This is a genomic window from Variovorax sp. TLI9-5A, from assembly GCF_056867935.1.
Genome location: NZ_CP200310.1, coordinates 850458 through 866016, shown reverse-complemented (window position 1 = coordinate 866016; position 15559 = coordinate 850458). Strand labels below are relative to the sequence as shown.

At 62.3% G+C, this 15559-nt stretch carries 8 protein-coding genes, 1 tRNA gene and 1 pseudogene; 3 read left to right on the top strand and 7 right to left on the bottom strand.

Features of this window, described 5'->3' with window-relative positions; genetic code table 11:
• Positions 1-500: 500 nt before the first annotated feature.
• From AC1VNX_RS04235 to AC1VNX_RS04205, 7 genes and pseudogenes are all read right to left on the bottom strand, one after another.
• A complete protein-coding gene (locus AC1VNX_RS04235) occupies positions 501-1646 on the bottom strand; it encodes a DUF2399 domain-containing protein (RefSeq protein ID WP_483155595.1) in 1146 nt (381 codons plus the stop codon).
• 80 nt (positions 1647-1726) lie between these two features.
• Positions 1727-4543, bottom strand: a complete 2817-nt coding sequence (locus AC1VNX_RS04230) for an ATP-binding protein (protein ID WP_483155594.1) — start codon at positions 4541-4543, stop codon at positions 1727-1729.
• A 4-nt stretch (positions 4544-4547) separates the two neighbouring features.
• Entirely contained in the window at positions 4548-5249 is a 702-nt protein-coding gene (locus tag AC1VNX_RS04225) for a DUF4194 domain-containing protein (RefSeq protein ID WP_483155593.1), read from the bottom strand.
• A gap of 4 nt (positions 5250-5253) precedes the next feature.
• Positions 5254-6548: pseudogene (locus AC1VNX_RS04220) on the bottom strand (hypothetical protein).
• Positions 6549-6646: 98 nt separating this feature from the next.
• Entirely contained in the window at positions 6647-7978 is a 1332-nt protein-coding gene (locus AC1VNX_RS04215) for a hypothetical protein (protein ID WP_483155592.1), read from the bottom strand.
• Positions 7979-8617: 639 nt separating this feature from the next.
• Positions 8618-8692: transfer RNA gene (locus AC1VNX_RS04210), tRNA-Arg, on the bottom strand.
• A 43-nt stretch (positions 8693-8735) separates the two neighbouring features.
• Positions 8736-9410 (bottom strand): TetR family transcriptional regulator, encoded by a 675-nt coding sequence (locus AC1VNX_RS04205; RefSeq protein ID WP_483155591.1) that lies wholly within the window; start codon positions 9408-9410, stop codon positions 8736-8738.
• 179 nt (positions 9411-9589) lie between these two features.
• On the opposite strand from AC1VNX_RS04205, the gene AC1VNX_RS04200 reads away from it, so the two are divergent.
• Genes AC1VNX_RS04200 through AC1VNX_RS04190 form a run of 3 tightly spaced genes read left to right on the top strand, consistent with a single transcriptional unit; the run spans position 9590 to position 15522 of the window.
• Complete coding sequence (locus AC1VNX_RS04200; protein WP_483155590.1) at positions 9590-10897, top strand: efflux RND transporter periplasmic adaptor subunit; 1308 nt, start codon at positions 9590-9592, stop codon at positions 10895-10897.
• 18 nt (positions 10898-10915) lie between these two features.
• Complete coding sequence (locus AC1VNX_RS04195) at positions 10916-14080, top strand: efflux RND transporter permease subunit (RefSeq protein ID WP_483155589.1); 3165 nt, start codon at positions 10916-10918, stop codon at positions 14078-14080.
• A complete protein-coding gene (locus AC1VNX_RS04190; protein ID WP_483155588.1) occupies positions 14077-15522 on the top strand; it encodes an efflux transporter outer membrane subunit in 1446 nt (481 codons plus the stop codon). The genes AC1VNX_RS04195 and AC1VNX_RS04190 overlap by 4 nt, the downstream gene beginning before the upstream one ends.
• The last annotated feature ends 37 nt before the right edge of the window (positions 15523-15559 follow it).

Genomic DNA, 15559 nt, shown 5'->3' with positions numbered 1-15559 from the left:
GAGCATTCGACTTTCGGGCGTTGTCCAGTCTCGAGATCACAGATTCGATATTGCACTCGTCTCGGTCGACGGAGGCCTAGCCCTCCCTCTTCAAAGAGGCGGCAGCGTTGGGGTCGGTCGGATGATCTCTTCTATTTCGCGAGACTCTGTCTTGCTCAAGTGCCCAGACGGTGCCGAGTTCAAGATCGGAATCGACGAGCACATGACTGACCGCGATAAATCTCTCCTCCAACAAGTCGAGGTCACAGTCACGACACCAGTGCATCCGCAGCCCCCTCCGTCCGCATCTTCTTCTCTCACAGTTGCACGTTCGAGCGCGATTCCTGAAATGATCGAAATGGCCCATCGTGAATTTGACCTGCCACCGAGCGATTGAGGAGCAACCGGGCAGGTCAGTAGCGACACTACGGTGCAGGATCGCTCGCACTTGACCAGGAAAGTGCTTCTGATCGGAGCTCGATAAGGACGCAGTAACCAAACCTCAAGGCACTCGAGAAGGCCTACAGCCACCCCTCCTGCTCCGCTTTCCGGCCGTCTCGCACCATGGTCTCGCACAACTCTCTCAAGGACTGTGGAACATCCGGCGTTGCCAGCAGCCTTGCCAAAAGCGCCTTGTCATGCGCATTCAGGCTCCATTGCTGGGGAGATGCGCTCAGTTCCGGAACGCCCATCCGGTAAGGCGTCCACGTCAACCCCAGGTGCGCCCACAGACGCCCCATGGTGCAGGCCATATCCACACCAGCAGGGTCTGCGTCGGCGCTCACCCTCAGCGGCGAAGGCGCCATCTTGACCAGATGCTCCAGGGCCGACAGCCATGCCATCGAAGGCCGGCCAGGCATCCAAACCAACAGAGTGCTGGTCTCCGGTCTCTCCTTTGCCTGCCGCTCGAAGCTTGTTCGGTTCTCGATCAACCACCAATCGCTTGGCGGCTCGAGAATGCCTGTGAACTGACTTAAATCGTCCAGAGAAAACGCCTGGAAACTCGTCGCCCCCAGGTCTACGGACCGCTCACCTCTCTGAAGAATTCCTTGGCCAGCCAGCCACATCACCGGGGTGAAATGACTGACTCCCAGACGATCCAGATCGAACCCTTCCTCCAGCCACTTCCAGTCCGCGACACCAATGGATTTGGTATGGCCACCCGCATGCAAGGCGAAATCCCTTCGAGTGCCCTGCATCTCGTCTTGACACCAGTCGTACAGAGCCTTGACCCAGCGGCTGCGCGCCTCCAGGATCTCCACGCGCTGCGCCCCGTCCTGTTCCAAGCTGGCCACGGCAGTGCGCAGATCCCTCAGGAAACTCGCTTGGTCGCGCGCCAACTCATCTTCAGAGAGATTCGCCAGCCATCCGCGCAGATCCCCGACCAGGCGAAGTCGCTCCTCATCACGTTTGCTGCGACTACTTATGCCCAGGATGTGCTTCAGCGTGGCAAGGTCACGCCAGGTCAGCGCGTCCCATTGCCAGTTTCCCCCGACCAGCCTCTCTTTCCGAGAGATCCAGCCCTCCCGTAGCAGCCAGTCGCACAGGACTTCCGCCATCTCGATGCGATGCCGCCCCGCTTCCTTGAGCAACGCCTCGCGACTTCGGATCTCGTTGTCCTTACGAACCCACAGCTTGAGGAGCTCGCGACGCTCGACGGTCAGCAAGCCCAAGGCCTCGGGTGGCTTGTGGGTAACACTACGTTCTCGGACACCGCGCCGGACCTGAACATCGACCCACTCCACGCCTATACCTCAAGCGTGGCTGGACGGCGTTGCAGCACCCCAATAGGGGGGGCCCAGCGCGCGCCTGGCAACTTCTTGGATGTCACCAGCGTCACGTCTGCGGGCTCAAACACTTCGACGTTGTGAGTGATCGGCGTTGTCAACACATACTGCGCGCGCGTCGACTTCAAGAAATGCCCCACCAGCTGGATGTTCTTCACATCCAGATGCGCGAAGGGCTCATCGATGAACACAAAGCCACCTGCCGTTTCTTCGTCCTTGAGCAATCCCACAAGAAGAATGAGTGACTTGATAACTTGCTGACCGCCTGATGCCTCACCGTCATTCAGACCAATCTGACCCTTACCATCGAAGTTGAAGTTGACCTTGAGCTCGGCTTGGCGTAGCACAGTGTCATCGTTGTCCAGATGCGGCAGGTCAGCACTCACCTCAACACCCGCGAGCTGCCCCAACTCCACGATATTTTTTCGATAGCGACGCACCGTCGATTTCAATACATCGATGTAGCGGGCGCGAGCGTTGTCGGCGGCCTCCTTTGCGGCGTTGTTGCTGGCCTCTCTTTGCTGCATTTCGAGCTTCTGGCCCTGAACGCTTGCGACCATGAGAGTGTGCTTTTCCTCGACTGCAGGATCTGTTTCCCAGACGTTCTGTTCGAGCATCCGGTCTACATCTTGCCCCCGAAGGCGTGCTTGCGTGGCGTTGTGAAAGTCCTTGCGCAATGCATCCACGGTCCGTGGCTGTATCCAGCGCGAAGGAAATCTCCCCTTCTCCTGGCTGGAGGTCAGCGACTTCTGCCGCAAATCTGTGCGCTTGACTTCCCATTCATTTGCATATCTCTTCGAAGCTGTTTCGTTGTCGCCCAGTCGCCTCTGTATGTCCCCATAGGCAGTCGCCAACTCTCGCTCTTCATCTCTCGCCCGCTCATGCGCCGTCTCACACTGCTGCCACTGCCGGCCCGCAGTAACCCGAGCTTGATTCAGCTGCGGCAGTAGCGTTCGAGCTTGCTCGAACTCCTCGCCGCGATTGATCAACTCGGCCGCGGCGCTGATTCCTTTGGCTGCGTCCTGCGCAGCCTTCAGTTGACGGCCATTGGCTAACTGAGCAATGCCAACCGCCCCGAGGTCCGTATCCAGCTGCGTGAGCCGCTTCTCAAGTGATTCACGCCGCGCTGCGACTGCGGCAGCGCCGAACTGGTGCTGACTCGGATCAACCCAAACACTTCGACCTCCCCGGCCATCGCGCCAATAGGCACTCGGCGTGATCCAGTCATGGCCCCATTTCACACCTTCGGCGGTACTCTCCACCCGGCGTATCTGTTCCAGTTGGCGGAACAGCCACACAGGAGCGGTATCGGTGAACTTGAGGACCGCCAACAGACTTTCGGGATCGAACTTGGCGGGCATTTCCTCGGCCTGCGCCACAACATAGTTCCGGTAGCGCTCGCGCTCCGCCAACTCCAGCGCTCGGGCTTCGTCGCTGCTTTTCTTGAGCACTACCACCCAGCGCGCGCTGCGCAACACACCCTCGGCGGCATCTCGCCAGCGAGGATCGATGATCTCGATCACATCCGCCAGAAGATGATGATGAATGTCAGCTTGCCGCAACACACGCGTGAATCGCGAGACGTCATCTGGAGGCGGTGCTTGGCGCTGATCCTGCAGCTGATCGAAGGCTATTTGCGCCTTCTTCCGCTCGGCACTCAAGCTGCTCCATTGGGCCTCAAGTTGAGACTTCTCAGCCTGAATTTCCTGCAAGCGTTCAGTCAATTTCTGGGCATCTCCCTCGACCTGAGCCAGCGCCAAGAGTTCGTCAGCTTGCTTGACTACCAACTCTACGGGTTTGACGTTTGCATTCGCATCCTGCAAGGTCTTCAGGGCCCCAGCCTTCGCTAGGGCAGCGGCCCCGACCTTTTTTTTCACCTCGTTGATCTGCTCGGAAAGCTCCAACAGCCGCTGTCTGTCGGCCTTTTGTTGGCGAAGTGTCACTGCATGATGAACGCGCTGCCGATGCAACTCCCGCAGTTTGGTGGCCACGTCGCGGCGTTCTTCGCTCCAAGTCAGGACGGGGATCACCTCGGTCCAAAGCCGCTCTTTCTCACGAAGTTTGCTTTGGTATTGCCGATAGAGATTAACGCGTGCATCAAGCTGAGCCAGCTGCGCTTCGCCATGCGCCAGCTCGCGCTTGGCCATGTCTACCTCGTCAGAGACTTCTTTCTGGTGACGACGAGCGTCCTCATAGCGATCCAGCACTTCTTGATCGCCGAATACATCGAATACCAGTCGCAGCAATTCCTTGGGGGAGTATTCACACAGGCGATCGGTCTGCCCCTGCTCCAGCGCCAGCACGCGGGCAATCGCACGGCTTAGGCCTGCGCCCTCCAAGCGACGGCGCCAGTTCTCGATGCCAAGCCAGTCCCGTTCAGGGATTTGCGTCAGGTCCTCGACCGAAACATCTCCTTCGACCATGCAGTAACGCCGTTGCCAATCACCGCCGTTGCGCTCGATACGACAGACCAGTGTGACTTGATCGCTATACAACAGGCAGCGCGCGAACGGCCGACTGGAGGACTGCCGACCATGCGGGCGATTGTCCACTGTGGCTCGCAACCAGGCGGAGTCGGCATTGGCGTGACGCGCGTACGTCTTGTAGCTGCGTCCACCCGAGCATTCGAGGCCAAGCAACGTTCGCATGGCGTCCAGCAGCGTGGTCTTTCCGGAGCCATTGGGCCCTGCCACAGTGATGATGGAGCCATCCAATGGCAGAGTCAGTCGTTGGCAATAGTCCCAGTGCAGCAGTTCTAGAGATTGGAGATGGAACATGTCTTCAGTAGTCCTCGCCTGTCTTTTCTTCTCGAGCAAGGTCCTCTGAAGCTTGCTCGCTTCGTTCTGCTCGAGTCTTTGCCAGTACTGCGCTGAGCGTTCCATCGAGAATTCGCGGGGCCAGTACGTCGTAGTCCAGCAGCAGATCGAGCAAGGGGCCTTCCGCTATGTCTTCACCTTTGCGAACGATGAAGCCGTGATTCTCAAGACGACGCAGATTGCCATCCAGACGGGTCTTCTTGCCCAGTTGGGGCCCGAAATCGGCGAGCAACGCCTTGTACGACACAACAGGACTGACCGTCTCGGCCCGGGGCATGGGGCGCTCGGCGTTAAACATCTCACTCTGCAAGTCCGCCTCAGCTCCCGCTTCGCGTGCAGCTTGACGTTCGCGCTTGGGCAAGACGACGAGGGCCCAAAGCACGATGAGCAAAGACACTGCATCCCTGGGGAGATCAATGTTGTTGTGACTATTCAGGCCTGCTTCGCCAAAGACGGCATGCTCAACCCCTCGCACCATCGCTGCGGTGACATGGTCGGCATGAATGTTGTCCACAAGCCTCAGTCCGACCTGCGCCAGCCGGTCTTCCGCAGCTTTCCACAAGTCTGCATCCACCAAAGCTCGCTTGATTCGAGGGTGCTGACGAGGTAGCCAGCGGCGCGCTAACAATTCCGCCACCAGCAAGGCAGCTTCATCTGGGGTGTTCATGATCTTAAGATTCTTTCAAGGCCAGATGGCCATCACTCATTGCGAGGACGTAAGGGTCGTCCTGACTGACAACCGTGGTGGTGAGCTCTGCCTTCCAGCCTGACCGCGCGAGTTCACCGGTTTGACCCTTGAGGTTCTGGGCTTGGACATCACCCAACAACGGCAATAGTTGCATTCGATAGGCCGCTTGCGCGAAGCGGCCTCCAAGCACAGCCGTTTTCAGCGGCTTGGGTTCTGGCTGTGCGCTCTCCATACCAGCTCGCCAGTTGGCTAGCAGACCGATCAGACTTTCGAGTTCGGGCGGCATGCGTGGCACTTCGAGCAGGCTTCCCCAGCCTGGTTTGGTGGGGGTAGCTCGGTAGAACGTTGAGGATCCGGGCGATCGCGCTCGAACTCACCTTCTGCCACATCAAGTAAGTCGTGCTGGCTGATGAAAACAGGCTGCACACCCGTCGCCAGCGCATCGACCAGCAGGGAATGCAATCCGTCGTACTCTCTCAGCCACTGCCGAACATCGGAACTGGTGACTCCTGTGCTTCCCAGAGTCACCCGCTGGCGGTCGGCCTGCTGCATGGCACGGGTGAACTGACTGGCCATGGCGAGCAGGCGCGCTTGGGCGTACCCCAGCGCACGCGCTTCCTTTTCCAGACGTGGGTCTTCGGTCTCGGAGCGGATTAGTGCTGTCAATGCGTGCCCTGCCCTGTCCACCAAAGACAGCGCGCGCTCAAAGCGCGGCTGAGCTTGGCGCAGTCGGGCTTCAGAGCCGCTCGCGATGGCGTCAGCAAAGTCGTCATGCAGTCTTGCCAACTGAGCATGTAAGTGACGCAGTTGATTCGGATCGGCCAATCCGAGGGCGTGAGCCCCCGCCACCTGCGCAAGCAAGGGAGCCAGATCGTCATCGTCGTTTGAGGACTGTGTCAACGGGGCCAGCAGCGCATGCACCTGTCTGGCCAGAACAGACAGGGTGTAGTCCTGCGAGGTCGCGTCCCACACCAACAGGTCAACATCACGAAAGCGTTTGAGGACACTGTCCAACACCTGCGGTAGCAAGGTGTGAAAAAGCTGATTGAGGTCATCGCGCGCGATCCGACCGTGTGGAACGCTGGCCAACTCCATGAAACACCACACCCGCAGCTGCACAAGGGCTGACGGACCACTGAAGAGCCCGCGCAATGCATCCAGAGTGTTTAGACGCTGGCCGACAGCCCAAGCCAGCGGAGAGTCCGATGCCGATGAAGGATCTCGAAAGTAGGACTCAAAACTACCTCCCTCATGATCTATTTCGTTCTGTGCTTCCATACCTACATTTTGTCCAAAATTCCTCGACTAACTGAGGTAACTTTGCGCGGGATAAGCCTCCTCTCGGATTTCCCGGAAAGGGGCCTACTCTAGAGGGGCTACAGGTTCCGACTAATGTCCATTGGATCCATTTGACTGAGTGCATCTTGAGGTAGCTTTAAAACCATCGCAAGTTCTTTGCGAATAAGATCCTGCAGCATCTTCTGTGCGCCTTGCAATATTCGTATTTCGTGTGGTGGCAACCGATGTCTGCGTGCATGAACAAGATCGCCTCTTTTTGCAAAGACGGCGCGAAACTGATCTCGCAACACATTTCGATCTTCTGCACTTGTCCCCATCAGATAGGCAAATCGCTCGGAAAGGCGCGCCGTGATGCTCGGCTCGTACGCACCAGGGACACTATCGCCAAGGATGGCTTCAATTCCAATACAGCTTTGCACAAGTGACAGTGTCTGATTGCTTGTCGCAAGTGAATCGATCAGCCATTCAATGCCAGCTGCAATCCGCTGAGCATGTGCATCAGAATGCAGGATGGCCAAGAAACTAACAACGGGTTGGAGGGCAAGCACCACATCGCGACGGTGGGTGGGGTCGAGTTCCTTTTCGCCTGGATAGCTGAACGTGACGCCGCGCAGAAAATTCTCGAAATCTCGCGGAATCTTTTCCGGTCGCTGCTCATCGCCATGCCTGGCATGAATAGCCACGTGCGAAATCGTTCGCGGCCCTGGGTCGTGATGTCTGCTGCGGAAAACCTCACGTCGCTCTAGCAGGCCAGTTTCCAGCCCATAGAACACAATAATTTTTACCGACGTGAGAGCCATAGGAAGCAGCGCTGGCTCTTCTCCAAAAAGAAAATCTGGCAATGCTCCAGACTCCGCGATTCGCAAGTACACGGAATCTTTCTCCAAGAGAAATGAGCTAATAGGACGAAGCGCTTCACGCGCCTCATCCAGCGAGGTTGCATTGGCCAGCAGATCACCGGAAACAAGAGGAAGACTAGGCCGCACAAGTCTTTCTATCTTCTCCAGAGGTGCGCTAGTTCTGATCAAGGCGATTTGATCGGAGAGAACGAGAAGCTCCTCGTCAACGCGACTGGGATTCAAGCCGGGGAGCTCTACATAAATAAAGTAGTCTCTCGGATACGACTCCAGCTCCGTCTTCAAACGATGCTCGAGTTCCTTGCGCAGCAGTTCCGGGACTGATAGAACATTCTGACTTGCGGTGCGAAGCACCTTATCTCGCGTTTGCTCAATCAGGTCCCTAACATCCCCTGTCGACCACAACTCATTCCACGGCGAGTCCTGAAGAAGAATCTCGCAAAATCGGTCAGTGGCACTGTCGAGGATCTCTACGCTCGCATCTACCGCAATCTTCCAAGTGCGCAGATAGCTTGTCAGCGCCCTCTGCTGCGAAATCGTCAGCACAGTCATAAAGAAATTCCGGGCAACATCAGCTGACCAGTATCCCGCAGGCCGTGAAGCGGGGTCGGAAGAGGTCACAAGCCGTGGTTGATCGGCTCAGTCTTCCATCACAGCTTCGGCTGGCTCGGCTCGCTTCGTGACGCGCTGCACAGAAAGAACGGTGAGGTGCACCGCATCGGTTTCGCCGGGTTCTCAGTTGAGCAAGGTTCTGGGTGCCGCCGCATCGACACTGGACCACCAGACAGTAGTTGGTAGCGCGCTCTGCAGGCTATCGCGCGCTGCCATGTGCGCAGAACACCTCGAGATGCAAGAAAGCGCGATCCCGCGCTCGGGAGCACTAGGCTCCTCTGTCCGCCGCGCCGACTGGCAAACAAGAGTTAAGGCTTTGTGCCATGCCCCGCGCGCCCCAGACACCTGCATATGAGCCTCATCCGGTCCAGAAAGGATGCCGCATCCACCCGTTCTAGCCAGGGGTATCGGGGTAGCTTTTACATACCCCCAATCTGGCATTTCGATACCCCTCCAGATACCCCCAAGATGCATCGGCTTGAGGCATACTCCCTCGGACCCTATCGGACTGAAGAATGGCCTTCTTCAGAGGAGAAAATAAAAAAGCCGGACACCTTTGGATGTGTCCGGCTTAGTAGCTGGTCCCGCCGCCAGGAATCGAACCTGGATCTCAGCCTTCGGAGGGCCGAATTCTATCCGTTGAAATACAGCGAGAAATTGGGGTCCGGTTTGCACCGGAGTCCGACATTATCGCCTATCAGGCGACGACAGTTTCGGCCTCTGCCGCAACCGCAGCTCCCGGCTGCGGCCGGGTGAACCCGAGCCCCGCCAGATAGACCCTGAACGTGCGCCTTCCGGTCGGCACGAGGTCGAATGCCTCCGGGTCGAGCAGCCAGTTCTGGATGAGCCCGCTGATCAGCGCGTGCAGCCCCTGCGCCGCCACGTGGCCCGGCACTGGCAGCTTGATGCGGCCGCGGCGCGCGGCCATGCGCAGGGCCTTCTCGAAATCGGCCACGCAGGCGTTGCGGGCGTCCAGGTGGCGCTGCTGCACCGAGGCCATGTCGTGCGTGTATTCGACCTTGTGGGTCGCGATGTCGAACACGCGGCGCACCTGCTGGTCGGTGGTCATGAGGTTGAGCGCGTGGACCATGCCCTCCTCGATCTCCGCCAGCGGGTCCTCGACGTTGGGCGCGGTGGCCGCCGCCCTCGGCGTGGTCTCCAGCGGCAGGATGACGCGCTCCATCATCGCGTTGAAAAGGTCGGCCTTGTCCTTGAAGTGCCAGTAGATGGCGCCACGCGTCGCGCCGGCCTGCTGCGCGATCTGCTGCAGCGTGGTCTGCGAGACACCTTGTGCCTGAAACAGCAGCTCCGCGGCATCGAGCAACCGATGCCGCGTGGCCAATGCTTCTTCCTTCGTACGACGTGCCACCAAGTCTCCTGATTTGTAAAGACAACGCCCTCTATGTATCGTGGGGCCATTGTTCGGCCTGTCACTATACATCCATGAATGTATGTAAACTAGCCGGCTTCCCCGATGGCCTACCTGGCTGTACAGGTTTCCGGTTCGCGCCGCGAGCGCGCCATCTCCCGTTTTCGCTTCAAAGGAATCGCATGCCTCTCCTGCATGTTTCGCGCCAATCGTCCTTTTCGCCGCGCCTCGCGACCGTGGCCGCCGTCGTCCTGCTGGTCCTCGCGGGCTGCGGCAAGAGCGACGCGCCCGGAGGCCCGGGCGGCGGAGGCGGTGGCGGCGGACACCCCGCGCCTGAAGTCGGCGTGGTCGTGGCCACGCCAACCGACGTCGGACTTGTTACCGAACTGCCCGGCCGCCTCGAAGCCTCCCGCATCGCCCAGGTCCGCGCCCGCGCATCGGGCATCCTGCTGAAACGCGAATTCCGCGAAGGCAGCGACGTGAAGGCCGGCCAGCTGCTGTTCCGCATCGATCCGGCGCCGCTGGTGGCCGCGACCCAGAACGCACAGGCCACGCTGGCCCGTGCCGAGGCCAACGCCGTGCAGGCCAAGGCCCTGGCCGACCGCTACAAGCCGCTGGTCGAGGCCAATGCAGTGAGCAAGCAGGAATACGCGACCGCCGTGGCCTCCGCCAAGCAGGCCGAAGCCGATGTGGCCTCGGGCCGCGCGGCGCTGCAGACCGCCAAGATCAACCAGAGCTATGCCGATGTGACCTCGCCCATCGCCGGGCGCATCGGCCGCGCCCTCGTCACCGAAGGCGCGCTGGTGGGCCAGGGCGACGCCACCGAGCTCGCCGTGGTGCAGCAGATCAACCCGCTGTACGTGAACTTCACGCAGTCGGCTTCCGACGCGATGAAGCTGCGCAAGGCCGTGGCCGACGGCCAGTACAAGCGCGCGAGCGGCGAGGAAGCCGCAACCATCCGCGTGGTGCTCGAAGACGGCACCGACTATCCGCTCGAAGGCAAGCTGCTGTTCTCCGACCTCACGGTCGACTCCACCACCGGCCAGGTCACCCTGCGCGCCGAAGTGCCCAACCCCAAGAACGAGCTGTTGCCCGGCCTGTACGTGCGCGTGAAGCTCGAGCAGGCCCAGGCCACCAACGCGATCACGGTGCCGCAGCAGGCCGTCACGCGCACCCAGCAGGGCGACACGGTGTCGGTGGTCGACAAGGACGGCAAGATAAGCAAGCGCACCGTCAAGATCAGCGCCGCCAAGGACAACCAGTGGGTGGTGCTCGATGGCCTGAAGGCCGGCGAGCAGGTGATGGTCGACGGCTTCCAGAAGCTGCAGATGATGCCGCCCGGCACGCCGGTGAAGGCGGTTCCGTGGACCAAGCCGAACCCGAACGGCGGTGGCGCGGCCAGCAAGCCCGCTGCCGAGGCAGCCGCGCCCGCGGCGCCCGCCGCGGCCGAGAAGGCCCCGGCGGACAAGGCCTCGGCCGAGAAGAAGTAATCAGGAGCGCGCCCGCAAATGGCCAAGTTTTTCATCGACCGACCGATCTTCGCCTGGGTGATCGCACTGTTCATCCTGGTGGTGGGCGGTGTGTCAATCACCCAGCTGCCGATCTCGCAGTACCCGCCGGTGGCGCCTCCCGCCATCGTCATCAACGTCGCCTACCCCGGTGCCTCGGCGCAGACGCTCGAGGACAGCGTGCTGTCCGTCATCGAGCGTGAAATGAACGGCTCGCCGGGCCTGATCTACATGGAATCGGTGGCCCAGGCGGACGGCACCGGCTCCATCACGATCAGCTTCGAGCCCGGCACCAACGACGACCTCGCGCAGGTGGACGTGCAGAACCGGCTGTCGCGCGCGACGCCGCGCCTGCCCTCCGCCGTGACGCAGCAGGGCGTGCGCGTGGACAAGTCGCGCAACAACTTCCTGATGTTCGTGATGCTGTCTTCGGACAACCCGAACTTCGACCCGGTGGCGCTCGGCGACTATGCCGCGCGCAACGTCGTGCCCGAGCTGCAGCGCGTGGTCGGCGTGGGCCAGGCCCAGCTCTTCGGCTCCGAGAACGCGATGCGCGTGTGGATCGATCCGGCCAAGCTGCAGGGCTTCAACCTGTCGGCGACCGACGTCAACAACGCCATCCGCGCGCAGAACGCGCAGGTGTCCTCGGGCACGCTGGGCGACCTGCCCAACATCCCGGGCCAGGCCATCGCGGCCACGGTGACGGTGAACGGCCAGCTGGTCAATGTCGAGCAGTTCAAGAACATCGTGCTGCGCGCCAACACCGACGGCTCGACCGTGCGGCTGAAGGACGTGGCGCGCGTGGAACTCGGCGGCCAGTCGTACGCCACCTCGGCGCGCCTGAACGGCGTGCCCGCGGTCGGCGTCGGCGTGCAACCCACGCCCAACGGCAACGCGCTGCAGTCGGCCAAGGCGATCCGCGCCAAGATGGCCGAGCTCGAGCGCTACTTCCCGCAGGGCGTGAAGTGGGCCATTCCGTACGACAGCTCGCGCTTCGTGCAGATCTCGATCACCGAAGTGGTCAAGACGCTGCTGGAGGCCGTGGCGCTGGTGTTCCTCGTGATGTTCCTGTTCCTGCAGAACTGGCGCTACACGATCATCCCGACCATCGTGGTGCCGGTGGCGCTGCTGGGCACCTTTGCCTCGCTGCTGGCGCTGGGCTTCTCGATCAACGTGCTGACCATGTTCGGCATGGTGCTGGTGATCGGTATCGTGGTGGACGACGCCATCGTGGTGGTGGAGAACGTCGAGCGCATCATGAGCGAAGAGGGGCTCTCGCCGCTCGAAGCCACGCGCAAGGCCATGCGGCAGATCTCCGGCGCCATCATCGGCGTGACGGTGGTGCTGATCTCGGTGTTCGTGCCGCTGGCCTTCTTCGCGGGCTCGACCGGCAACATCTACCGCCAGTTCTCGGCGGTGATGGTGGCCTCGATCGCCTTCTCGGCCTTCATGGCGCTGTCGCTCACGCCGGCGCTGTGCGCCACGCTGCTCAAGCCCGTCGAGGCGGGCCACCACCACGAGAAGACCGGCTTCTTCGGCTGGTTCAACCGCGGTTTCGCACGCACGGCCAAGGGCTACGAGAGCGTGGTCGCGCGCATCCTGCGCCGCGCCGCGCGCTACCTGGTGATCTACCTCGCAATCATCGGCGCGGTGGTGTTCACCTACACCCGCCTGCCCAGCTCGTTCCTGCCGCAGGAAGACCAGGGCAACATCATCGTGAACGTGCAACTGCCGCCAGGCGCCACGCAGGAGCGTGCACTGTCGGTCATGCAGCAGGTCGAGGGCTTCATCCTGAAGCAGCCCGAAGTGCAGAGCATGGTGGGCGTGATGGGCTTCAGCTTCTCGGGCCAGGGCCAGAACGCGGGCCTCGCCTTCGTGACGCTGAAGGACTGGGAAGAACGCAAGGACCCGGCCCACTCGGCCAGCGCCCTCGCAGGCCGAGCCTTCGGCGCGCTCTCGGGCATCCGCGACGCCTTCATCTACCCGCTGAGCCCGCCGCCCATTCCCGAACTGGGCAACGCCAGCGGCTTCAGCTTCCGCCTGCAGGACCGCTCGGGCGCGGGCCACGAGGCGCTGATCAACGCGCGCAACCAGCTGCTGGGCATGGCCTCGCAGAGCAAGGTGCTGGCGCAGGTCCGTCCCGACGGCCTGGAAGATGCGCCGCAGCTGCAGATCGACATAGACCGCGACAAGGCCAACGCGCTGGGCGTGAGCTTCGACGCGATCAACGCAACGCTGTCGACCGCGCTGGGTTCGAGCTACATCAACGACTTCCCGAACCGCGGCCGCCTGCAGCGCGTGGTGGTGCAGGCCGACGCTCCGGCGCGGATGCAGCCCGACGACCTGCTCAAGCTGAACGCCAGCAACACGCAGGGCCAGCCGGTGCCGCTGGCGTCCTTCGCGACCACCAAGTGGGTCACGGGCGCCACGCAGACGGTGCGCTACAACGGCTATCCGGCGATCCGCATCAGCGGCGACGCGGCACCGGGCTACAGCACCGGCGCGGCCATGGCCGAGATGGAGAAGCTCGCCTCGCAGCTGCCCGCCGGCTTCGGCTACGAATGGACCGGCCAGTCGCGCGAAGAAAAACTCGCCGGCTCGCAGGCCATCATCCTGTACGGCTTCGCGATCCTGGCGGTGTTCCTCTGCCTGGCCGCGCTGTACGAGAGCTGGTCGATCCCGCTGTCGGTGATCCTGGTGGTGCCGCTGGGCGTGCTGGGTGTGCTGGTGGCGACGATGCTGCGCGCCTATTCGAACGACGTGTACTTCCAGGTGGGCCTGATCACGATCATCGGCCTGTCCGCGAAGAACGCGATTCTGATCATCGAGTTCGCGAAGGACCTGCAGGCGCAGGGCAAGGGCATCATCGAGTCGGCGCTGGAAGCAGCCCACCTGCGGTTCCGCCCGATCATCATGACCTCGCTGGCCTTCGGCCTGGGCGTGGTGCCGCTGGCGATCGCCTCGGGCGCCGGCTCAGCCAGCCAGCGCGCCATCGGCACCGGCGTGCTGGGCGGCATGGTGACGGGCACCGCGCTGGCCGTGATCTTCGTGCCGGTGTTCTTCGTGGTGGTGCGCAGCCTGTTCAAGGGCAGCGCGCGCCAACGTGAAGCCGACAAGCGGCACGCCGAAGCCGCGGGCATCGCCCCGGAGGAAAGCAAACAATGACCAAGAAACTGATTCCCACAGTCCTGGCCGCAGCAATGCTGCTGGCCGGCTGCTCGCTGATCCCGACCTACGAGCGCCCCGCGGCGCCGGTGCCGACCACCTACCCGGGCGACCCGTCGCAGCCGCCGGGCCAGGCCGCGGCCAACCTGCCGTGGCAGGACTTCTTCACCGACCCGCGCCTGGCGGGCCTGATCCGGACTTCGCTCGCGAACAACCGCGACCTGCGTGTGTCGGTGCTCAACATCGAGCAGGCGCGCGCGCAGTTCCAGATTGAGCGCTCGAACCTGTTCCCCGCGCTCGGCCTGACGGGCACGGGCTCGCGCTCGAGTCCCAACGCCTACCAGGCGATCGACCCGAGCCAGGGCAGCGTGGCCTCGCAGTACAGCGTCAACTTCGGCTTCACCTCGTGGGAGATCGACTTCTTCGGCCGCATCCGCGCGCTGAAGGACCAGGCGCTGGCGCAGTACCTCGCCACGGACGAGACCCGCAAGGCGGTGCAGATCAGCCTGATCGCATCGGTGGCCAACGGCTGGCTCACGCTGCTGGCCGATGACGAGCTGCTGGAGATCACACGCCAGACGATGGTCACGCGCGAGGAATCGGTGCGCCTCACGAAGCTGCGCTTCGACAACGGCGTGTCGTCGGAGCTCGACTTCCAGTCGGCGAACTCGGCACTGGAAACCGCGCGCGCCGCCTATGCGCAACAGCTGCGCACCCGCGCGCAGGACGAGAACGCCCTCGCCCTGCTGCTGGGCGCGCCGGTGCCGGCCGATGCCACCGCCGGTGGCGTCAAGGGCCTGGACGGCATCAAGCCGATGCCCGACGTGCCGGCCGGCCTGCCTTCGGACCTGCTGGCCGAACGGCCGGACATCCGCTCGGCGGAGCAGCAGCTGATCGCGGCCAACGCCAACATCGGCGCGGCGCGCGCGAACTTCTTCCCGCGCGTGTCGCTGACGAGTTCCATCGGCACCGCGAGCAGCGAGTTCTCGGGCCTGTTCGACCGCGGCTCCAAGGCCTGGTCCTTCGCGCCGACGGTCACGCTGCCGATCTTCGACGCCGGCCGCAACATCGCCACGCTCGACTCGGCCAAGGCCGGGCGCGAGATCGCGGTGGCGCAGTACGAGAAGTCGATCCAGACGGCGTTCCGCGAAGTGGCCGACGCGCTCGCGGGCCGCGCCACGCTGGGCGAGCAGGTGCGCGCGCAGCGTGCGCAGGCCGACGCGGAAGCCGTGCGCTTCAAGCTCTCCGACCTGCGCTACCGCAACGGCATCGCCAGTGCGCTCGACCTGCTCGACGCACAGCGCTCGCTGTTCACGGCGCAGCAGTCGGCGGTGACGACGCGCCTGCTGCAGTTGCAGAACCAGGTCACGCTGTACAAGACGCTGGGCGGCGGCTGGGCCACGCGCGACGGCGGCAACGACGCCTCGGCCAGCAAGGGCTGAGACGTAAACCTTGGCGTCTCGACGGGAACGAGACGCC